This is a genomic window from Candidatus Limimorpha avicola (genome assembly GCF_056978975.1).
In genome coordinates this window covers 99,397-122,233 of the sequence record NZ_DBMCYK010000007.1, presented here as the reverse complement: position 1 = coordinate 122,233, position 22,837 = coordinate 99,397, and the positions used below count along the sequence as shown (strand labels likewise).

The following is a 22,837-nucleotide window of genomic DNA, read 5'->3' as shown; positions in this document are numbered from 1 at the left end:
TTTGATTTTGCAATCATATTTCTCATGAATTCATAAATAAAAAATATTATGCAGACGTATTGTTTTTCCTTGTATTCATTCTGATATAATCTTTCAATGAATGGATTTGATAGTTATTATTTGTTTTAAAAATGAAATGATTATCAAATGTTTATATATAGTATGGATTTATTGTAATTAATCATTGGACAAAAGTGAAACAGAAAAGGAATGACATTAAAAAAAAGTTTTAATTTTGCTTTTCAAATATTTGTGCGTATGGCTAATATTTTCGGTTCTATAGTAAAGACGGTTTATACGGTTGGAAGTATTCCTATTGAGTTCAAACAGAAACGTTTGGACCCAATAAATGCTCAGGAGAAAGAATTAAAAAGATTGCTGAGAAAAGCTTCTCTCACTGCTTTTGGTACTTATTATAATTTCGATGCCATTTTGAATTCTGACAGTCTTTTTGATGCTTTCAGAACAAATGTTCCTGTTCATGATTACAATAGCATGTACAGGGAATGGTGGTTTAGAGAACTTAATGGTGAAGCCAATGTCACATGGCCGGGAGTCGTAAAATATTTTGCCCTTAGTTCCGGCACTTCGGAGGCATCGAGCAAGTTTATCCCTGTCACCAATAATATGCTTAGATCTATTAAGAGAGCGAGTATCAGACAATTGATTTGTGCCACACGTTATGATTTTCCTCCTGATTTTTGGGATAAAGGTATATTGATGATAGGAGGCAGTACACATCTTCAGTATAACGGAACATACTATTCAGGAGATTTGTCCGGTATTTCTGCTGCCAATCTTCCGTTTTGGTTTCAATATTTTTATAAACCAGGACGTAAAATATCGAAGACTGTAGATTGGAATGACAAACTTAATGAGATGGTGAAAAACGCTCCCAAATGGGATATTGGAGTTATTGTCGGCGTTCCTGCCTGGGTTCAAATTCTTCTCGAACGTATTGTCAAAGAATATAATTTGAATACTATACATGATTTATGGCCATCTCTTGCGGCCTATGTTCATAGCGGAGTGGCTTTTGGTCCTTATGAAAACAGTTTTAAAAAACTCTTTGGCAAACCTGTTGTATATAGCGAGAGTTATCTTGCCTCGGAAGGTTATATAGCTTATCAAATAGATCTTAACAAACGTATCATGCAACTGATAATGGATAATGGCATATATTATGAGTTCGTTCCATTTGATGATAATAATTTCGATAGCGAAGGTAATATAAAACGAGATTGTAAAACATTGACTATAAATGAGGTAGAAGAAAAAGTCGGATATGCCATTCTTGTCTCTACCAATGCCGGCTCATGGCGTTATATGATTGGCGATGTGATAGAGTTTGTCAATAAACAACGGTGCGAGATAATGATAAAAGGTCGCACAAAGCATTTCCTTAGTCTTGTTGGTGAACATCTCTCACAAGATAATATGAATCAGGCAATAGATCATGTTTCTAATGTTATGAAATTGGATATCAATGAGTTTACTGTTGCAGGAATACACTATGAGAATAGATTTGCCCATCATTGGTATATCGGTTGCGATGAACCTGTAGATAAAGATAAAATATTGAATATGATAGATGAGCATCTGAAACGTATTAACGATGACTATAGAGTGGAACGTATGGAATCCATTAATGAGTTGTTTATAGATGTCTTGCCTACGCATGTGTTTTATGATTTCATGGAAAAAATGGGCAAAATAGGAGGTGCCACCAAGTTTCCACGTGTGTTGAAAGGTGCTCGTTATGATGAATGGGTTGCTTTTATCTCTAATTATACAAAGCAATGATTATATTAAAAGGTGTTTTGATGGGTCTTACCCTCGCTTTGGTGTTCGGTTTCGGTCCAGGTTTCTTTTCTTTGATACAGACAAGTATCAACAGAGGATTCAAATCCGCTCTTCTTCTTGATTTGGGTATAGTGCTTAATGATGTCATGATTGTCGCTCTTATGTTGATGAGTTCTATACAAGTACATTTGAATAATGATAAGCGTATGGTTTATGCCGGTATCAGTGCCGGTATCATACTTATAATTTTTGGCATTTTTACTTATAACTTGTCACCAAGTAATATTGTTAAGAGATCTGAATCTACTAACGAAAGTATCAATGAGTTAGAGAAAAAATACAAGTCCCCCAAATGGTATATTTATGTAGGCAAGGGCTTTGTCATGAATATCTTCAATCCTTTCGTCTGGATATTTTGGATGACATGTGTTGCCACTGCTTCGGGACAATATAATGGTAATATTTATTGTTTGGTGAAGTTTTTCATAGGTGTTTTCGGTACTGTGATAATATTTGATATATTGAAAGCCGCCGGCGCATATTCATTGAAGAAATTTTTTACAGAAAAGATGATGACTGTATTAAACAAAATAATAGGATTGATTATAGGACTATGTGGTATAGTGCTGATAATAAAAGTCTTATTTTTCTGATGAGAGGTCTGTAAAACCGTCGAATTTAATATCTTTCACATTGAGTTGCAATGACGTCTTACCCTGCCAAAAATTCTCTTCTATGTAATAACAGATGGCAAAAGGTTCTAATGAATGAATTCTGTTGAAAAGTTCTCCTTTTTGGAAAGCAATACCAGAAAAACATTGTTCTTCATAACCGTATTGTTTTACACATAATTTAAGATGTTTATGATTTCCTACGGCACGTGAATAACCTGTATCTATGACGTTTGTGGTAAGAAACACCGGTGAAGGATTGCCGGGACCGAAAGGTGCGAACTGTTTTAGGATGCGTACAAATTTTGGGTTTATGTCACGGAAGTCTATCTTAATGTCAACATTGAGTTCCGGGACGAGTTCTTCATCATTGATATGTTCCGAAACATATTTCTCAAAGCGTTCCGAGAAGGCCTGAAGGTTTTCCGGTTTGAGCGACAATCCGGCAGCATATTTGTGACCGCCGAAATGTTCAAGCAAATCGGAACAGTCGTCTATTGCATCATAGATATCGAAATTCTTGATAGAACGGGCTGACCCGGTGATGAGGTTGTTGGAACGTGTCAACACTATGGTAGGTCTGTAGTAAGTATCGGTAAGACGTGAAGCGACAATGCCAATGACGCCTTTATGCCAGTTCTCATTGAAGATAACCGTGCTTTTGGCATTTTTTAATGTCTCGTCGGATTCAATCATCTTGAGTGCTTCTTCAGTGATCTTGTTGTCAAATTCACGCCGTTTGGCATTGAGGTCGTTGATGGAGTCGGCTAATTTGTTGGCATGTTCTTTGTTGTTAGCGAGAAGCAGCCGCACCGAGTCGCTTGCCTTTTCAATACGTCCTGCCGCATTGATGCGAGGTCCGATGAGAAATACCAAGTCACTTATAGTCAGTTCTCTTTCAAGTACGCAATTCTCTTCCATGTCTTCTGAAGACAATTCGTTGCGTCGGTGTATGTTGGCATGTTGCAGTACAGCCTCTATGCCCGGACGTGGATTACTGTTCAATAAACGAAGACCATAGTAGGCGAGGACTCGATTTTCTCCGGTTATCGGTACAATGTCGGCAGCAATGCTTATAGCTACCAAATCCAATAACTCGTATGTCTCTTCTATAGGTCTTCCCATACTCTTTGCTAAGGCAGTAACTAATTTGAATCCTACGCCGCAACCGGATAATTCTTTATATGGATATTGACAGTCGATACGTTTTGAATCTAATACTGCAACAGCATCAGGTATTTTATCTCCGGGACGATGATGATCACAAATTATGAAATCCACGTTGCGACTGTTGGCGTATTCAATTCTTTCGACAGCCTTAATGCCACAATCCAACACTATCACTAATTGAAACCCGTTGTCAGCAGCATAGTCAATACCTTTATAAGATATGCCATACCCTTCTTCATATCGATCCGGTATGTAAAATGCAATTTTTTTCTTATTACAGAAATTTTTTAAATATGTGTATATCAATGCTACTGCCGTTGTACCGTCAACGTCGTAATCACCATAAATGAGTATTTTCTCATTATTGTCTATTGCTTTTTTGATACGACTTACAGCTTTGTCCATATCTTTCATCAGGAAAGGGTCATGAAGATGTGATAATGACGGTCTGAAAAAATTTTTCGCTTTTTCAAATGAGGTAATACCGCGTTGTACAAGCAAAGTCGCAAGATTATTGTCTATGCCTAATACATCAGACAAATCTTTAACAACTTGTTTATCAACATCTTTTGCTATAAGCCAGCGCGTTTCCACTCTTTCAATTTTTAACTTGTAAAAATACAAAATTTTGAATAAAAATCCATATTTTTTTGCACATTGAGAAAAATAATACTAAATTATTCTTTTACAGTATTTTAAAAGTGTTTTTGTAATTTCTACTTTCGTTTTGATAGTTTTATGAGAAGATTTTTTCTTTTTTCGTGTTTAAAAAATATAAAAAAACACGAGTCAAACCTTGACAGGTTAACGGAATTTTGTTAAAATTGCAGAATTAAATTCTTAAATTAATAGTCCATTGAAAAAAATTGTAAATTGTTTAATTTCAGTATATTATAAAACTGACCTTGATAAGATTGTAGCATTGCTCAAACAAAATGAAGTGCAAATCTATGCTACAGGGGGAACTTTTGACTTTGTCAAAAAAATCGATGACAGTGTAAAATCAATAGAATCGTTAACGGGATATCCTTCAATATTGGGTGGTCGTGTCAAGACATTACACCCCAAGGTGTTTGGCGGCATACTCGGTCGTATGGATAACCCGAATGATATCAATGAGATGCAACATTATGAAATTCCTCCTTTCGATCTCGTCATAGTTGACCTCTATCCTTTTGAAGAAACAGTGAAAAATACTGTCGTTGAATCCGAGATAATAGAAAAAATAGATATTGGCGGTATTTCTTTGATAAGAGCCGGAGCAAAAAATTTTAAAGACGTTCTTATTGTCCCGTCTTCGAAGTATTATGGCGAATTTATCGATATTTACCAACAACAAAATGGTTGTACTTCCTTAGAAGACAGACAGAGATTCGCCAAATATGCCTTCGCAACGAGTTCTTATTACGATGGTATGATTTATGATTGGTTTTCAAGAAATTGCGATGACAAGGCTCTTAATATTCATATTGAGAAACACCAACAGTTGCGTTATGGAGAAAATCCTCATCAAAAAGCAGCCTTCTATGGCGATTTGAATGAGGTGTTCGACAAGTTACATGGTAAAGATTTGTCATACAACAACTTGCTCGACCTCGATGCCGGTATAAATCTTATCAATGAATTTGATGAGCCTACTTTCGCCATTTTAAAACATAATAATCCTTGTGGCATAGCTTCTCGTCCTACTGTTTATGAAGCATATCAGGATGCTTTAAGCGGCGACCCGGTGTCGGCTTTCGGTGGTGTCTTTGTATGCAACAGACCTGTAGATGCACAAACTGCTGAGGCTATCAGCAAAATATTCTTCGAGGTGATAGTAGCTCCGGATTATGAGGAAAAAGCTCTCGATTTTTTGTTTTCTAAAGTCAACAGGATAGTCCTGAAACTTAAATCTTCAAAGTTTCCATCGAAATTGATGAAATCCTCACTTAATGGAATACTTGTTCAGGACCGTGATTTGCATGTGGAGTCACAGGAAGACTTTAAGGCTGTGACAGTAAAAACAATAGATGATAAAAATGATATTGAAGACATTATTTTTGCAAATAAGATTGTAAAACACAGCCGTTCTAATGCCATAGTATTGGCAAAAAACAAACAGTTGTTAGCTTCTGGCATTGGTCAGACATCTCGTGTAGATTCCTTAAAACAGGCTATCGACAAGGCTAAAAGTTTTAACTTCGATTTAAAGAATGCAGTGATGGCTTCAGATGCCTTTTTCCCATTTTCAGATTGCATAAGTTTAGCTTATAAGGAAGGCATAAATGTTGTCATTCAGCCCGGTGGCTCTATACGTGATAAAGAGTCCATAGATTTTTGCAACGAACATGATATCGCAATGGTGTTTACCGGATATCGTCATTTTAAACATTAAAATAATTATTTAATATGGGTCTGTTCTCAATTTTTAATAAAGAGTTGGCTATTGATTTGGGGACTGCTAATACTATTATCATTTATAATGATAAAGTAGTAGTCGATGAACCTTCGATAGTCGCTATCCATCGCGATACGCAGCAAATCATGGCTGTAGGAAAAAGAGCTATGATGATGCATGGAAAGACACACGAAAATATCAAGACTATCAGGCCTTTGCGTGATGGTGTCATTGCCGATTTCCAAGCGGCTGAATATATGCTCAGAGAGATGATAAAAATGATTAATTTTCATAATTCCATCTTCCCTCCGGCACTTAAAATGGTAATATGTATTCCTTCCGGCATTACAGAGGTGGAGGAACGTGCTGTTAAGGATTCCGCAGAACAAGCAGGTGCCAAAGAAGTGCGTCTTATCCATGAACCTATGGCTGCTGCTATCGGTATTGGTATTGACGTTCTCGAACCTATGGGCAATATGATTGTCGATATAGGTGGTGGTACAAGTGAGATAGCTGTAATAGCACTCGGCGGTATAGTGACAAACAAATCTATACGTATTGCCGGCGATGACTTCACCGACGAGATAGTGGAGTATATGCGTAAACAACATAATATCAATGTAGGTGAACGTACTGCTGAACTCATAAAAATAGAGGTGGGTGCCGCTTTGACAGAACTCGATAATCCACCGGATGAATATGCAGTGCATGGTCGCGATATGTTGACGGGCATCCCTAAGGAGATAAAAGTAAACTATTCCGAAATAGCTCATTGTCTTGATAAAAGCATATCCAAAATAGAAGCAGCAGTGCTTAGTACACTTGAACAAACACCACCGGAACTTTCTGCCGATATTTATCGTACAGGTATTTATCTTACAGGTGGTGGCGCTTTGTTGAGAGGTCTCGACAAACGTCTTCATTCAAAAACACAACTGCCAATACATGTGGCGGAAGACCCTCTTCGCGCAGTGGCACGCGGTACAGGTATCGCCCTTAAGAATTTCGATAAGTTTCCATTCTTGATCAAGTAGTCTCGATGGCATAATGTTCAATATTCTTAAGTTTTTAAAAAGATATAACCCTATCTTATTGTTCGTGATATTGGAGGTGTTGTCTATTATTATGATAGTCAATAGTCAACCATATCATAAACGTAAAATGGTCAATGTGTCGAATGAAATGTCCGGTAAATTGTTTGAACTTACGTCTCAGTGTAATGCTTATTTTCATCTTAAAGAGGAAAACGACAGACTTTCTACCACTAATGCCATGCTTATGAATATGTTGAGTGCTGCCAATATGGCCAATGATTCTGTAACTACAGTATTGGGAAATGGCATGCAACTGTCGGACTCGTTGTCACGAAATTCTTTTTATTGTTTTATTCCGGCTCACGTTATTGACAATGACATCTATAACATCCATAATTATATTCTCCTTGATAAAGGCAGCAAGGATGGTATAGAAATAGATATGGGTGTCATTTCTGATCACGGTATAGTAGGTACCGTGTCTAATGTGAGTAGAAATTATTCTTCTGTGATAAGTGTTCTGAATCCATATACTGTGGTAAGTGCTATGTTTAAAGATAATAAGCACCTTGCTAATGTCAAATGGGACAATATGGATTATCGTTTCGGCGTTGTTGAAGATATACCTTCGCATCTTGTTATCAATAAGGGTGATACTTTGTTGACAAGCGGTTTTTCCGGTTCCTATCCTCCTGATGTAATGATAGGAGAGGTAGAAAATATCTTGCCTTCTGATAATGAAGATTTTACAAGGGCAAGGATTCGTTTTTTCACTAATTTCAGCACTTTGCGCAATGTTTATATCGTGAAAAATAACTTTAAACAGGAATTGGATTCGTTAAAAATACACTGATAGCCATGTATAATAAACTTTTTGCCGATATAATGCGTTTTGTTGCACTGATACTGTTTCAGTTGTTTATTGTGGATAATATACGTCTTGGCTATTATATTCATCCTGTTGTTTATATTTTGTTCATCCTGTTGATGCCGTATAATGCTCAACGGTGGCAGGTTATGCTCGCTGCTTTTGGTATGGGCATGATAATAGACTTTTTTTCCGGCACTCCGGGACTTAATGCCGCGGCAGCCGTCGCTACTTCTTATGTGCGCCATTTTGTTATCGTTATCATGACAAGAAAATCAGATTTGGAAGAAAAATATAACCCTTCACTTGTTGAAATGGGCTTTACATGGTTTTTTACATATTCTTCTATTCTGTTGTGCGTTTATAACCTTGTGTATTTTATGCTTGAGGCATTCTCATTTAAACTGTTGAATATAATATTGTTACAGACATTGTTAAGTACATTGTCTTCAGTAGCACTGATATTGTTGATAATGCTTATTTTTATTCCGAAAAGTAACTTAACATTAAATAAATAAATATGAAAAAGAGATTTTTAATAGTATTATTGGCTGTTGCAGGCCTTGTGTCTTGTTCAAATAACACAAACAGTGTTAAGGTGAACTTGAAAAATGCTGATGATAAAATGGTCTATCTTTATAAATATGAGGGAGAAAACCCCATTGCAATAGACTCTGCAATTGTGGAAAACGGTATGGTCGTTTTTAATGTTGTTAAAGGTGAACAAAATGCCTCTTATTTCTTGTCAGTGAAAGATAATAGAAATAATGTGATGTTGTTTCCTGATAATAATGACATTACTGTCGATGCTGATTTGAAAAACCTTTATGATGCAGAGATTACCGGCTCATTGTTAAATGATTTATACACTGAATTTAATAGTGTCATGAATGAATTTGACAGTGAAATGGAGGATGTTTATAATCTTTATAGAAATGCTTCGGAACAGCTTGATGAAACATTGATGGAAAAATATGAAAAGGAATATGATTCTATCAATGAAAAACAATATGAGTATATGAAAGATTTCCTCAAAAGAAATTCCAATAATGTGGTTGCTCATTATGTATTGTTCAGAAACAGTTATATGTTTGAATTGGATGATTTGAAGGATTTTGTTAAGGATGTTGATAAAGAAACAAAATCTTATTTCTTGGATAAGATTAATGATAAAATAGAGGTGCTTCAACGTGTAGCAATAGGTAATAAATATGTCGATTTTACTATGACCGATGTTGATGGCAATATGGTTTCTCTTTCAGAACTTGTCGGAAAATCCAAATTGTTGCTTGTAGATTTTTGGGCTTCTTGGTGTGGTCCCTGTCGTGCAGAGAATCCTCATGTGGTAGAGACATATAATAAATATCATGAACAAGGTTTCGATGTACTCGGTGTTTCTCTTGACCAAAACAAAGAAAGTTGGATTAAGGCTATTGAAGATGACAACCTTACGTGGAAACATCTTTCCGACCTTCAGGGATGGAACAATGAGGCTTCTAAATTATATGGGGTAAACTCTATACCGAGTAATGTGCTGCTTGACAGTAATGGTATCATTGTGGCTAAGAATCTTAGAGGCGACGACCTCGTTGATAAAGTAAATGAACTGTTGAATAAATGATAGACAGTAATTTTTTATTGATATTTGTTGAAGTGTAATTTTTTATATCTTTGTAAGATAATTGAATGTTGTAAGATGAAAGAAAAAATTGCCGAGATATTGAAAGAAGTCACTGCTTTTCACGCTGAGACAAAAGAGGCTTTGGAAGACTATCGTATCAAGTTTTTAAGTAAGAAAGGCATTATTCCCGGGTTGTTTGCCGACTTTAAACAGGTGGCTCCGGAGATGCGCAAGGAGATAGGCATGTTGCTTAATGAATTGAAAAACAAAGCACAGAATATCTTTGATGAACAACAGAGAAACCTTGATAATCAAATTGATAGCAGTTGTGAGCAAGACCTTACCTTGCCTGTGGATTTTATGAATGGCTCACGTCATCCTCTTTCTTTAGTGAGTGAAGAGATTAATGGTATCTTCGAGAGACTTGGTTTTGTTATCTGTGAGGGTCCTGAGATAGAAGATGATTTTCATGTCTTCTCAGCATTGAATTTTCCTCCGGATCACCCGGCTCGCGATATGCAGGATACTTTTTTCGTGACAAAGAATCCGGATGTGCTGCTTAGGACTCATACTTCAAGTATTCAGGTAAGAGCAATGGAGAAGGAGAAACCGCCAATTCGTATCATAGCTCCCGGTAGAGTGTTCCGTAATGAGGCAATTTCTGCACGTGCACACTGTATCTTTCATCAGATAGAAGGTCTTTATATTGATAAACAGGTCTCTTTTGCCGACCTTAAACAAGTGCTGTATCATTTTGTACAAGAATTTTTTGGTAAAGATACCAAGGTGCGTTTTCGTCCTTCTTATTTCCCGTTTACCGAGACGTCTGCTGAAATGGATATATCATGCAACATTTGTGGTGGAAAAGGTTGCAATATATGTAAACATACCGGTTGGCTCGAGATACTTGGCTGCGGGATGTGCGATCCCAACATCTTAAAAGCATGTGACATTGACCCTGATGAATATATGGGTTATGCTTTCGGTATGGGCGTCGAACGTGCCGCTATGCTGAAATATCAAGTAAACGACCTGCGCTTGTATTTTGAAAACGATGTTCGTTTCCTTCAGCAATTTCAACAGTTTTAATATTAATTTGTTGTTATCGTAAAGTGGATAGGCAGATTGAAAGATTTGTCTTTCCACTTTTATGTTAAAGATTGGGATATTATAATGTAGGAAAATGAAATGATACTAATATATAGTGATACTGTAATAAACTCGTTTCCTCAAAAATAACCATTACTGTTTTTTTACAACAATAAATTTAAACAAATCATCATTATCTTCATCATCATTATAATTATCTTCATCATCATAATCTATCTCAATTTTATCATCTCCATATTTTTTGCCTGACATTATAAAACACTCTTTTAACTCTATATTGTTTAATAATTCTAATGTCAAGGTATCTTTGTTATCGAGTTTATAGACGAATGTTACTTGAGGGATCTCTCGTAATACTTTCAAAATGTAATCGATATTAAGATAATCAATGTTTTTAATGACAAATAAAAAGTCAAATGGCAACTTGAGAGGTATTTTGGTTTTGTCATCATAACTTGTCATGGACATGAGGGAAAATATGGTGTTATTTTTATCTGTAAAATAAAGGTAATAAGGATAATAATTTTTGTCGAATAAAATGTTGTCTTTTCTGCATAGTCTGACATTCAGCAATTTGTTGATATAATATGCAATTTGATAGTCATATAATGATGTGTTTATGACTATGACTGTAATATCGGAATACGATTCTTTAGAATATAATGTATATATGTTTGATTTTTTTTTCATGACACCTCATTTTGAGGATTCATAATATGCCATGTTTTTTCGGCAGCAAGTTGCTCAGCGCCTTTAATAGAATAATCTGATGCGGTGCCAAATTCTTTTTCATCGATAAATACTTGAATGACATACAATTTATCATATCCGTCGCCTTTACAACCAAGTTGTCGGAAGTCAACATGGTGTTTTTCTTTTTGTGCCCATTCAAGAAGACGGCTTTTGAAATTGTTATCGTTTTTTTCAAGGTTTTCAATATCCACGTGAAGACGTATCACTCTGTCAACAAGTACTTTATATGTAAAATCATAACCTCTGTCGAGGAAAAGAGCTCCTGTGAAAGCCTCGAAAGCGTTGCCTCCTATTGAGCGCATTTTGGAATGGCAGTCGTTTGGTTTTACGTAATTTATCATTTTCTCAAAACCGAACTTTTGAGAAAGTTTATTTAATGATGAACGGCTGACTATACGAGAACGCATTTCGGTAAGAAAACCTTCTTGTTTTGTAGGGAACTTCTTGAAAAGGAATTCAGCTACTATGGCACTAAGTATGGCATCACCTAAATATTCAAGACGTTCATTACTTATGGTCAAGCCACTTAATGTTTTGTTGGCTATAGACTTATGTGTAAATGCTAATTGAAATAGTGAAATGTTTTTAGGGTAAAAACCGAAAATGTTGTGTATGAATTTCGCTAAAGCTTTATCGGATCCATTGTGATAACGAAGCAAAGTAATCATCAGACGAATTTTTTAAATAAAATACTTGCATCGTGTCCACCGAAACCGAAAGCATTGCTTAAAGCATAATTGACGGTCCTTTTTTTTGCTTTCCAAAAGGTGAAATCCAGTTTTGGATCTATGTTGTCATCATCTTTAAAGTGATTTATTGTCGGAGGAACTACGTCGTTTTTTACTGCCAACACTGTAGAGATTGCTTCTATGGCGCCGGCTCCTCCGAGAAGATGTCCCGTCATGGATTTACCTGCATTTATTGATATTTTATAGGAATGATCTCCGAAAGTTTTCATTATGGCAAGGACTTCCGAAATGTCGCCTGAAGGTGTTGATGTGCCATGTGTATTGATATGGTCAATCATATTTGGTTTTATGCCACCATCTTGTAAGGCTCTCATCATACAGAGGTATGCGCCGTATCCTTCGTTATGAGGTGCTGTGATATGATAGGCATCGGCAGAACAGCCGCAACCTATTATTTCTCCATAAATTTTGGCACCTCTTGCCGTAGCATGGCCCAGGTCTTCAAGTACAAGGCATCCTGCTCCTTCTCCCATGACAAAACCGTCACGTTCGGCATCGAAAGGTCTTGATGCCGTGTCGTCTTTTCTTGGCGATATAGCTCTCATGGCTTCAAAACTGCCTATTCCTATAGGGCAAATAGCAGATTCTGCACCGCCAACTATCATGACAGGAAATTTGCCGTATTGTATGTAATGAAATCCTTCTATTATGGAATTTGCCGATGATGCACATGCAGACACAATAGCAAAGTTAGGACCTCTGAATCCGTATTTTATAGAGATATGTCCGGCTGTGATGTCAGGAAGCAATTTAGGAATTATAAAAGGACTGAATCGAGGAACACCATCACCTTCACAATGAGACTTGACTTCTTCAAAGAAACTGGTAATGCCGCCTATTCCTGAACTGAAAATAACGCCTACTTCATCGTAATTGGTGTTATTTTTGTTTATTCCGGCATCGGTGATGGCTTCATCAGCAGCAACAATGCCATATTGTGCATATAAATCTAATTTTTTTACTTCTTTTTTGTCAAAATAATTGAATGGATCAAAATTTTTGACTTCGCAGGCAATGTTGGTTTTGAATTTACTGATATCAAAACGCGTAATGGTAGCCGCTCCGTTAACTCCTGAGCACAACGACTCCCAATATTGAGGTACATTGTTCCCTATAGGGGTTAATGCTCCTATTCCGGTTACCACTACACGTTTTACGTCCATGGTTAGGCTTTGTAATTTTCTTCAATATACTTGATTGCATCACCTACTGTGCTAATCTTCTCTGTTTGATCATCTGGAATAGAAACATTGAATTCTTTCTCAAATTCCATGATTAATTCAACAGTGTCGAGTGAATCGGCTCCTAAATCGTTTGTAAAACTTTTTTCCGGAGTAACATCAGCTGCATCTACTCCCAATTTGTCAACGATGATTGACACAACTTTTTCTTTAATTTCTGACATGTTTCCAAATTTTTGTTAATAATACTTCTATCCACTAAAGTAAAAACTTCGACAAAGGTATAACTTTTATTTTAAAGTCGCTATTATTTTTTCCAAAATTTAACCATAATTATAATAAACTTTTGATAATCAATGATAATAAAAAACAGGCTTTTGCGTTATAATTTCTCATAAATCATTTTAAAACATATTTTTTAAAACTTTTTTTGTCGTTTTACCGTTTTTTCTTTACTTTTACGACCATACAATTTTATTATTTTTATTATGAATAACAATAAGAAACTTTTCTTGTTAGATGCGTATGCTTTGATTTATAGAGCTTTTTTTGCTTTAAATAAAAATCCGCGTATCAACTCAAAAGGTATGAATACTTCTGCTATTATGGGTTTTCTTAATACTTTGTATGAAGTCATTAAGACTCAACATCCTACTCATATCGCTGTTGCCTTCGATACAGGTCCTTCCATGCGTTCCGAGAGTTTTGTCGATTATAAGGCTAATAGGGAAGAAATGCCGGATGATATCAGAGCATCTATACCTTATATAAAAAATATTATCTCTGCTTTTAATATTCCTATTTATGCCGTGGAGGGTTACGAAGCTGACGATGTGATAGGTACTCTTGCCAAATTAGCTGAAAAACAAGGTTTTACTACTTATATGATGACTCCGGACAAAGATTTTGGTCAACTTGTATCCGACAATATCTTTATTTATAAACCAGCCAAATTCGGAGAACCTGCCAAAGTACTCGGCGTTAGTGATGTATGCGAGAAATATGGTATCAAATATCCTGCTCAACTTATTGATATTCTTGGACTTTGGGGTGATGCCTCTGATAATATTCCCGGGATACCGGGAATAGGTGAGAAAACTGCTTCCAAACTTGTGGCTGAATATGACTCAATGGAAAATATCATAGCTCATGCCTCGGAACTTAAAGGTAAATTGCGCGAAAATGTAACTAATTTTGCCGAACAAGGACTTATGTCCAAAGCTCTCGCTACTATTGACGTGAATGTCCCTATTGATTTTAAACCTGAGGAGATGTTGCTTCAACAGCCTGATTGGAAGAAACTCTCTCCTATACTCGAGGAACTTGAGTTTAAAACATTTATGAAAAGAATAAAAGAAGACTTGAATTTAACATCTAATGAAACACCGAAACAACAAGACCTTTTTTCTATTCAGGATAATGCAATGACCTTCAGTAATGATTTGTTTTCTTCAGTACAATCAGTTGAATTTCAACCAAATATCACTGATTATCAAATTGTTAATAACAAGTCTTCTTTGTCATCATTATTGTCTTTATTGTCTTCTTCTTCTGTTGTCGCCTTAGATGTGCTTCTTTCTTCCAATGATTTGTATTCGTCTAAAATACTTGCATTGTCATTTTCCATTGAATCCGGCAAGGCATTTGTTCTGCTTTTTGATGATACTTTTGTTTTTAAAGATGTGGTTCAGCAGTTTATTCCTGTGTTTTCCGACGAATCAAAATTGTTGGTTTCATATAACATAAAGTCGGCAGTATCAGTCATGAATAGATATAATATCATGATAAAGAATAAGTTATTCGATACAATGATAGCACATTATCTTATTGAGCCGGAACAGAGACATGATTTTGATTATCTTTCAGAAATATATCTTGGTCATACTCCTATTAATATAGATAATGTCATTAGAAAAAACAAACCTTACGAATTGCAGTTTAATTCAACTGATGATATCTTTCGTTATAGTGGTGAATGTGCCGATATTACATTACAATTGTATAAAAAATTACTTCCGATATTGACGGACAATGAGTTATTGCGATTATTCTATGAGATAGAGATGCCTTTGGTGTCGGTTCTTGCATCTATGGAAGCTAATGGTGTTCGTATAGATATTGAAAATCTGAAACATATAGGAGAGGAGCAGGCTTTGGAGATAGGAAAGATTGAGAATCATATTTTTGAACTTGCAGGTATTAATTTTAACATCTCTTCCCCCAAGCAACTCGGCGATGTATTGTTTGGAAAGTTGTCGATAAAGGCACCGGCTAAAAAGACAAAAAGCGGACAATATCCTACAGGAGAAGAGGTACTGCAGAAAATCATTCACGAACATGAAATAGTGCCTCTTATTTTGGAATACCGTTCTTTGACGAAGTTGAAATCTACTTATGTAGATGCATTGCCTTCCATGGTGAATAAGGAAGATGGTTTGTTACATACATCTTACAATCAAGCTGTTACAGCGACAGGACGTCTTAGTTCCACCAATCCCAATCTGCAGAATATACCTGTCAGGACAGATAAAGGAAAAGAGATACGACGAGCTTTTGTACCGCGTGACGACGATCATATTTTGTTGGCAGCGGATTATTCGCAGATAGAGTTGCGTATTATAACACATCTCAGTGGTGACCCGGCTATGACGGAAGCATTTATTAATAAACTTGATATTCATGCCGATACTGCATCACGTGTGTATCATGTTCCTTTGAATGAGGTGACAAAGGAAATGCGTCGTAATGCCAAGATGGTCAATTTTGGCATAATTTACGGCATCTCGGCTTTTGGTCTTGCTGAACGTCTCGGCATCTCCCGGTCCGAGGCATCCGTTATCATCAAAAAGTATTTTGAAGAATATGCCGGGATACGTGAATATATCGACAAGTCTATAGCCTTTGCAAAACAACATGGTTATGTGGAGACCATGCTCGGACGCCGTCGTTATTTGCGCGATATCAATGCCTCAAACAGTGCTGTGCGGGCTTTTGCCGAGCGTAACGCCATCAATGCACCTATACAAGGCAGCTCGGCCGATATGATAAAAATAGCTATGATAGATATCTATAATGAACTTAAAGCCCACGAGATGAAGTCTAAAATGATACTTCAGGTTCACGACGAACTCGTCTTTGACGCTTGTGTCGGAGAGTTGGATATGTTAAAGAACATAGTAGTGGATAAAATGACGAATGCTTTGAAACTCAGCATACCTGTCGTCGTTGACATCAATGTGGGAAAAAACTGGCTTGAAGCTCATTAGAATCTTTAATGCCCTGTCGAAAATTTTTTCGACAGGGCTAATTTATTATTAACCAATAATTAATTTTTTATATTTGCAATGAAACGGGCTGCCGTCTCACCTTCTGAAATTAAGATATCACTTTGTGGTTTGTATTCAAAAGGTTCGTATTTTAAGACTTGTGCAGCAAAATACTGATTGTCCTTGCTATATACAACTGACAACTGTACATTGCCTTCAAGTTGTTTTTTGAATTTTTCGAAACTTTTGACATCTTGGTTTTCTAATGAATTTTTCAAACCGTAAAGATCTTCAGAAGCATAAAAAATACGTACTTTTTTTATCACAGAACCACTTGGCTTGTATATCTCGTGTTTTGATTGCCAGATGATCAAATATAATCCAACGCATATCATGATAACTCCTCCAAATATGGATAATGATGATGCCATATTGCCGGATATTAACGATGACAGATAAAATAAAGCGCAACTTGCTATGATTAAAATAATACCTGTTATTAATGATTTTATGTTGCTTTTACTTTCTACCTCAGGAAAACTGTAGGTGTTTATATTTTTTTCTGATAATGTAATATTCATTGTTATTCAATAAGTTATAAGTTAATATTTTTATTTTGATAATATGCCGACATACATCTTTTTTAAAAAGAGATGTCATGAAATATAAAATAATAAAAACTTATCTTATTAAATGATCAAATGCCTCAACATAAAAATGAAAAAATCGTTGACAGAGGCAAAACTTAAAGATTTTAAAGAATAATCAAAACTGAAAGAATCGACATTGGTTAAAGACTGTTTTGGAATAACAGTGTGATTAATATTGTTTTGAAATTTATTGACAGTACTGATAACACGGCATGTAGGTGTAGGGATATTGGTAATTTTCACCGGCATGCTCATAGCTGTTCCGGCATCTTCGAGAATATGCAGTTCAGCAGTGATGTCGTTATGTAACTCATTAAGCGATATTTCATTGGAAATACCATGACAGCCTATCATTTTGATACATAAATAGGCAGCAATTAGAATTACAATATGTGCAAACGACTTTTTAATAATCTCAAATTTTGTGCAAAGTTAATGTTTTTTTCATTTGTATGTTGACAAATTATTTTTTTTAATGAAGATTTATCATAATGATGGATAGTGCTACTTTTTTTCATTTTATTGTTGCTGTCCGATAAACAATTGATTATCAATACAAAACAATGAATAATTTTTTTGCTTGATTTGTTTTTTGCATATAAATTTGATTTTCAAGATATTAAAAAAGAGTTTGAAATTTCCTTGGACAGTAATATTTCATAATAAATTTTCAGTCATTACATTGTCATTACTGTTTTCTTACGATACCGTATTGATTATGATGTTGTGAAAATGTTGACCATGATTGAAGTGTTTATTTGGCTATTCATGACGGATTTTATTTTATACCAATGATAAATTTTATGTTCATGTGATTTTATGTGGTTGAAAAAACAGTAACTTTGCATTTGTAAAAACAAGTTTTATTATGCTTGATACTCGTAGAAGAGTATTTTGGAAATTTTGATGTTTTTGGAGGAAAACTACAGAATATCCAAATGTAAAATTTATTATTCTTGTTTAGGTCATTTGCAAGATGAATTATAAAATATACGTATATGGATAATTCTGTTTGTCTCAATTTATAGTTAATTTAAATTTATGATAGCGCCTGAATATTTGTCTAAAGGTTCAAAAATAGCCATAGTAGCTACTGCACGCAAGATTTCTGAAAATGAGATAAGCGATGCTGTACATTATTTGAGAGATATGGGATTTGTCCCTGTTTATGATGAACGTCTTTTTGAGACATGTCATCAGTTTGCCGGCAATGATGTTCATAGAGCTGCTGTATTGCAGGAATATTTGTATGATGATGAAATAGATGCAATTTTGTGTGCAAGAGGCGGGTATGGCACTGTACGTATCATAGACAATGTGGATTTCGGTGCTTTTGCCAATAAACCTAAATGGATAATAGGTTACAGTGATGTTACAGTACTTCATGCAAAGATTCAAAGTCTTGGTTATCAAAGCATTCATGCTACCATGCCTGTCAATTTCAAGGAAAATACATCTTTATCGTGGCAAAGCATGATGCAAATTCTTACGGGGGACAATTTGTGTTATGAGGTTGGCAATAATGAACTTAATAAAAAAGGTTATGTTGAAGGTGAGTTGGTTGGAGGTAATTTGTCGGTGTTGTATTCTCTTCTTGGCTCTGACATTTTCCCGGATACAGATGGCAAGATATTGTTTATTGAAGATTTGGATGAATATCTTTATCATATAGACAGAATGATGATGGCATTGCGTCGTGCCGGCAAATTCAAAGGTCTTGCCGGTCTTGTAGTCGGTGGTTTGACACGTATGCACGATAACGACGTACCTTTTGGAATGACAGTAGAGGAGATAGTGGCTGAAAAAATGAAAGATATTGACATACCTGTGTGTTTCGGAATGCCGTTTGGACATTTGGATGACAACAGAGCTTTGGTGTTGGGTGCTAAATATTCTCTTTCTGTCGATGATGAACATTCATTGTTATGTCGTATCTGTTGATTTGATAATGATACGGTTTATTTTACATGTAACAAAAATGTAACATGAACGAAATACTATCTTAATTTGTTCTGTATTTATTTGCAGACAAATTAAAATAGAAAATAACAATGAAAAAATCTTTGATTATCATTTTGCTGGCATGTATCATCTTGACATCTTGCAACAGTAAAAAAGTAGAATTGTCAGGTGCGGGTGCTACTTTTCCGTTACCTTATTACAATATGGTGTTTAACAACTACAGTGAAGCTACCGGCATCAATGTGTCGTACGGTGGCATTGGCAGTGGCGGCGGTGTCAGAAGTCTTAAAGACAAAATCATAGATTTTGCCGGTACGGATGTGTATCTCACCGATGAAGAAATGAGTAGCATGCCTCCTGTCATTCATGTACCTACATGTCTCGGCGCCGTGGTGTTGTCTTACAACATTCCGGGAGTAAAAGAGCTGAAACTCACTTCAGATATAATTGCAGACATTTATCTTGGCAATATCACTAAATGGAATGATCCGAGAATCGTAGCCATAAATCCTGAAGAAAATCTTCCAGACATGCTCGTTACCCCGGTTTACCGTTCCGATGGCAGTGGCACCACTTTCGTTTTCAGCGATTATATGAATAAAGTCAACGATAATTGGAGTAAAGCTCTTGGGTCAGGCAAATCATTGAAATTCAATACCGGTATAGCTGCAAAAGGTAATCCCGGAGTGGTCGGTACCATTGCCAATATGAAAGGTTCAATAGGTTATATCGGTTCTGAGTATGCTTTTGCAATGAATATTCCGGTGGCTAAGATACAAAATGCAAAAGGACAGTTTGTGTCGCCTTCAAGTAAGAGTATAACAGCTTCGTTGTCAGGTGATATTCCGGATGATTTGCGTTGTACCATTACCAATGCCGATACTGACGGCGCTTATCCCATTAGTTGTCTTACATGGATACTTGTCTATAAAGAGCAAAACTATGCAAACAGAAGTCTTGAAAAGGCACAGGCGACAGCGGATTTACTGCGTTTTGTATTAAATACTGATTCGCAGCAGCTTACGGAGAAAATTCATTATGCTCCTCTGCCGAGCTATATAATTGAAAAAGCTTTGGCAGCCATATCTTCAATGACATATAACAATCAACCTATAAACTGATAAAAGGTTAACAAGTAACATCATTTGACATGTCCGACAAGATATTCAAGAAGTTGTTATTCGTCTCTGCATTAGTGATAATGATAGTATGCGGGGCATTGTTCTACTCTTTGATGAGTGGTTCATTGCCTGCATTTCGGGAGTTGGGATTTTTCCGTTTTATTGTCTCTTCTGAATGGGGCATGAATAGTGATGGCAGCGAGCATTATGGAGCTTTGCCGTTTATAGTTGGCACTCTTATGACTTCCTTCACCGCTTTGCTGTTATGTTTTCCTTTTTCTTTGCCGGTGGCTTTCTTTGTTGGCGAGTATTACAATAATACTATTGTTGCCAAAGTGCTGAGTACTATTGTGGACCTGCTCGCCGGCATACCCTCCATAGTTTATGGGTTGTGGGGTTTTTATGTCATTCGTCCTTTCATGGTGTCATTAGGGTTATCGGAACAAGGTTTTGGCATTTTGACAGCCTCGATAGTGTTGGCAATAATGATAATACCTTATTCAGCTTCTCTCAGTGCTGAGTTTATACGCATGGTGCCGCGTGAGTTGAAAGAAGGAGCATACAGTCTTGGTGCCACACGTGCCGAGATGATACGCCGTGTTATAATGCCTAATGTATCTTCCGGCATGATATCTTCATATATCCTTGCATTGGGAAGAGCTTTGGGAGAGACTATGGCTGTCACCATGTTGATTGGCAATACCAACAATGTACCTCTTTCTTTGTCCGACACTGCCAATACTATGGCTTCTGTGATAGCGAATCAATTTGGTGAAGCCGACGGTCTGAAATTGTCTTCTCTTATTGCCATTGGTCTTATTCTTTTTATCATTACTGCCGTAATAAACTATATCGGACGTCTTATCATTAAAAGACAATCTTTATGAAGTCATATTCTATTCGCATATTGAAAGACAGGTTGCTCAAAACGATGGTGATAATACTTTCCGTATTGACATGCGTGCCGCTTATACTCATCATCGGCAAAGTGTTGTTGAAAGGTTATAGACAAATCAATCTGTCTTTTTTCACAGAAACGACACCGAGTACCTTGGATGCCATGTTGGCGGTGAACAACAATCAACTGATCCCCGGCGGTATTGCCAACGGCATAACAGGTACCATGATGATGGTTCTCATTGCTACAGTTATTGCGGTACCGATAGGTCTTTTGTGCGGCGTATATCTCTCGGAGAATAGAAAGACTCGCTTTGCCGGTATCATACGTTTCTTGACTGAGATATTACAGGGCACACCTTCTATTATCACCGGTATCATCGCCTATATATGGGTCGTGGTGCCCATGCGTTCCTATTCTGCAATAGCAGGTTCCATATCATTGGCAATCATGTTGTTGCCTCTTATCATACGTTCTACCGAGGAGACTCTCAATCTTCTGCCTGAAAGTCTTAAGGAGGCTTCTCTCTCTCTTGGTTCATCATATACCATGATGGTGTTGAAAGTTCTCATTCCTTCAGCTTTTGGCGGCATCTTGACAGGCATCTTGTTGGCTATATCACGTGTGATAGGAGAAACAGCTCCTCTTATGCTTACTGCCTTGGGCGCTTCTGCCATACAGTGGGACCCTGCAAAACCTACTTCGGCAGTGTCTTTACTCATTTGGGAGTTCTATAATGACCCTAACCTCAGCAATATGATATGGAGTGCTTCGCTTTTTCTTTTGATATTGGTCCTTGTCTTAAATCTCACAGCAAAAAAAATAGCTAAAAAATGGAAGATATAATATTAAAGTTTCATAATGTATGTGTATCATATACAGAAGGTAAGAATGCTGTCAACGATGTTAGTGCCGATGTACGCAGAGGATTGATAACATCTATTATGGGACCTTCGGGTTGTGGCAAGAGTACCTTGTTGCGTGCTGTCAACAGGATGCATGAATTGTATCCCGACATTAAGATTACAGGCAGTATAGAACTTGATGGTAAAGATATATTGAAAATGAATCCTATCATGGTGCGTCGTATGGCAGGCATGGTATTTCAGCGTCCTAATCCTTTCCCTACCATGAGTATTTATGAGAATATTCTTGCCGGTTATACTCTTAACGGAATAAGACTCTCACGTGCTGAGAAAGATGAAATTGTAGAAAGTTGTCTTCTCAATGTAGGTCTTTGGGATGAGGTGAAAGACAGTCTTACCAAGAGGGGTTCTTTTCTTTCAGGTGGGCAACAACAGCGTCTTTGTATTGCCAGAGCGCTTGCTTTGAAACCCGATGTGTTGCTGATGGATGAGCCGACCTCAGCTCTCGACCCTATAGCTACTGCCAAAATAGAGGACCTTCTCGTCCAACTTAAAAAAGAAGTTACTATTGTGATAGTCACTCATAACATGGGCCAGGCAGCACGTATATCGGACTATTCTATGTTTATGTATCTTGGCGAACTTGTTGAATACGACAAGACTCAGAAAATGTTTACCAATCCTAAGGATAAACGTACTGAGGCTTATTTGACAGGAAGATTTGGTTAATTTAA

General features: G+C 36.5%; 21 protein-coding genes. 14 read left to right on the top strand and 7 right to left on the bottom strand.

The window, feature by feature from the left end; all coding sequences use genetic code 11:
- The first annotated feature begins 258 nt into the window (after positions 1–258).
- Positions 259–1,803: a GH3 family acyl-acid amido synthetase gene (locus tag ACZOVS_RS05125; RefSeq protein WP_483996152.1), complete on the top strand. Its 1,545-nt coding sequence runs from the start codon at positions 259–261 to the stop codon at positions 1,801–1,803.
- Positions 1,800–2,456 (top strand): LysE family transporter, encoded by a 657-nt coding sequence (locus tag ACZOVS_RS05120; protein WP_483996151.1) that lies wholly within the window; start codon positions 1,800–1,802, stop codon positions 2,454–2,456. Before ACZOVS_RS05125 ends, ACZOVS_RS05120 begins: the two co-directional genes overlap by 4 nt.
- Here the strand turns inward: ACZOVS_RS05120 and recJ are convergent.
- A complete protein-coding gene (gene recJ, locus ACZOVS_RS05115) occupies positions 2,445–4,238 on the bottom strand; it encodes a single-stranded-DNA-specific exonuclease RecJ (protein ID WP_483996150.1) in 1,794 nt (597 codons plus the stop codon). The genes ACZOVS_RS05120 and recJ overlap by 12 nt on opposite strands.
- 250 nt (positions 4,239–4,488) lie before the next feature.
- On the opposite strand from recJ, the gene purH reads away from it, so the two are divergent.
- The 6 genes from purH to pheS all read left to right on the top strand — a co-directional run bounded on the left by purH (position 4,489) and on the right by pheS (position 10,636).
- Positions 4,489–6,021, top strand: coding sequence for a bifunctional phosphoribosylaminoimidazolecarboxamide formyltransferase/IMP cyclohydrolase (gene purH, locus ACZOVS_RS05110; RefSeq protein ID WP_483996161.1), 1,533 nt, complete (start codon positions 4,489–4,491; stop codon positions 6,019–6,021).
- A 14-nt stretch (positions 6,022–6,035) separates the two neighbouring features.
- Positions 6,036–7,058, top strand: a complete 1,023-nt coding sequence (locus tag ACZOVS_RS05105; protein ID WP_483996149.1) for a rod shape-determining protein — start codon at positions 6,036–6,038, stop codon at positions 7,056–7,058.
- A gap of 13 nt (positions 7,059–7,071) precedes the next feature.
- The gene (mreC, locus tag ACZOVS_RS05100; RefSeq protein WP_483996148.1) at positions 7,072–7,911 is read left to right on the top strand and encodes a rod shape-determining protein MreC; all 840 of its coding nucleotides are present in this window, start codon (positions 7,072–7,074) and stop codon (positions 7,909–7,911) included.
- Between the two features lie 5 nt (positions 7,912–7,916).
- A complete protein-coding gene (locus ACZOVS_RS05095; RefSeq protein WP_483996147.1) occupies positions 7,917–8,444 on the top strand; it encodes a hypothetical protein in 528 nt (175 codons plus the stop codon).
- Between the two features lie 2 nt (positions 8,445–8,446).
- A complete protein-coding gene (locus ACZOVS_RS05090) occupies positions 8,447–9,547 on the top strand; it encodes a redoxin domain-containing protein (RefSeq protein ID WP_483996146.1) in 1,101 nt (366 codons plus the stop codon).
- A gap of 75 nt (positions 9,548–9,622) precedes the next feature.
- Entirely contained in the window at positions 9,623–10,636 is a 1,014-nt protein-coding gene (gene pheS / locus ACZOVS_RS05085; protein WP_483996145.1) for a phenylalanine--tRNA ligase subunit alpha, read from the top strand.
- 153 nt (positions 10,637–10,789) lie between these two features.
- On the opposite strand, the gene ACZOVS_RS05080 is transcribed toward pheS, so the two are convergent.
- The 4 genes from ACZOVS_RS05080 to ACZOVS_RS05065 are packed head-to-tail and all read right to left on the bottom strand — an operon-like array spanning position 10,790 to position 13,564.
- Entirely contained in the window at positions 10,790–11,347 is a 558-nt protein-coding gene (locus tag ACZOVS_RS05080) for a hypothetical protein (protein WP_483996144.1), read from the bottom strand.
- Positions 11,344–12,078 (bottom strand): ribonuclease III, encoded by a 735-nt coding sequence (gene rnc, locus ACZOVS_RS05075; RefSeq protein ID WP_483996143.1) that lies wholly within the window; start codon positions 12,076–12,078, stop codon positions 11,344–11,346. The genes ACZOVS_RS05080 and rnc overlap by 4 nt, the downstream gene beginning before the upstream one ends.
- Positions 12,078–13,322 (bottom strand): beta-ketoacyl-ACP synthase II, encoded by a 1,245-nt coding sequence (gene fabF / locus ACZOVS_RS05070; RefSeq protein ID WP_483996142.1) that lies wholly within the window; start codon positions 13,320–13,322, stop codon positions 12,078–12,080. Before fabF ends, rnc begins: the two co-directional genes overlap by 1 nt.
- A gap of 2 nt (positions 13,323–13,324) precedes the next feature.
- Complete coding sequence (locus ACZOVS_RS05065) at positions 13,325–13,564, bottom strand: acyl carrier protein (protein ID WP_483996141.1); 240 nt, start codon at positions 13,562–13,564, stop codon at positions 13,325–13,327.
- 264 nt (positions 13,565–13,828) lie between these two features.
- On the opposite strand from ACZOVS_RS05065, the gene polA reads away from it, so the two are divergent.
- On the top strand, positions 13,829–16,606 hold the full coding sequence (gene polA / locus ACZOVS_RS05060) for a DNA polymerase I (protein ID WP_483996140.1): 2,778 nt from the start codon (positions 13,829–13,831) through the stop codon (positions 16,604–16,606).
- Positions 16,607–16,665: 59 nt separating this feature from the next.
- Here the strand turns inward: polA and ACZOVS_RS05055 are convergent, their stop codons facing one another.
- A complete protein-coding gene (locus tag ACZOVS_RS05055; RefSeq protein ID WP_483996139.1) occupies positions 16,666–17,187 on the bottom strand; it encodes a hypothetical protein in 522 nt (173 codons plus the stop codon).
- Positions 17,188–17,295: 108 nt separating this feature from the next.
- Positions 17,296–17,610 (bottom strand): hypothetical protein, encoded by a 315-nt coding sequence (locus ACZOVS_RS05050; RefSeq protein WP_483996138.1) that lies wholly within the window; start codon positions 17,608–17,610, stop codon positions 17,296–17,298.
- A 687-nt stretch (positions 17,611–18,297) separates the two neighbouring features.
- On the opposite strand from ACZOVS_RS05050, the gene ACZOVS_RS05045 reads away from it, so the two are divergent.
- The 5 genes from ACZOVS_RS05045 (at position 18,298) to pstB (ending at position 22,832) form a co-directional block, all read left to right on the top strand.
- Positions 18,298–19,197, top strand: a complete 900-nt coding sequence (locus ACZOVS_RS05045) for a S66 peptidase family protein (RefSeq protein ID WP_483996137.1) — start codon at positions 18,298–18,300, stop codon at positions 19,195–19,197.
- A 110-nt stretch (positions 19,198–19,307) separates the two neighbouring features.
- Positions 19,308–20,339: a phosphate ABC transporter substrate-binding protein PstS gene (gene pstS, locus ACZOVS_RS05040; RefSeq protein ID WP_483996136.1), complete on the top strand. Its 1,032-nt coding sequence runs from the start codon at positions 19,308–19,310 to the stop codon at positions 20,337–20,339.
- 29 nt (positions 20,340–20,368) lie between these two features.
- Entirely contained in the window at positions 20,369–21,226 is an 858-nt protein-coding gene (gene pstC, locus ACZOVS_RS05035) for a phosphate ABC transporter permease subunit PstC (protein ID WP_483996135.1), read from the top strand.
- Entirely contained in the window at positions 21,223–22,083 is an 861-nt protein-coding gene (pstA, locus tag ACZOVS_RS05030; protein ID WP_483996134.1) for a phosphate ABC transporter permease PstA, read from the top strand. The genes pstC and pstA overlap by 4 nt, the downstream gene beginning before the upstream one ends.
- Positions 22,071–22,832 (top strand): phosphate ABC transporter ATP-binding protein PstB, encoded by a 762-nt coding sequence (gene pstB, locus ACZOVS_RS05025; RefSeq protein ID WP_483996133.1) that lies wholly within the window; start codon positions 22,071–22,073, stop codon positions 22,830–22,832. Before pstA ends, pstB begins: the two co-directional genes overlap by 13 nt.
- Positions 22,833–22,837 lie beyond the last annotated feature (5 nt).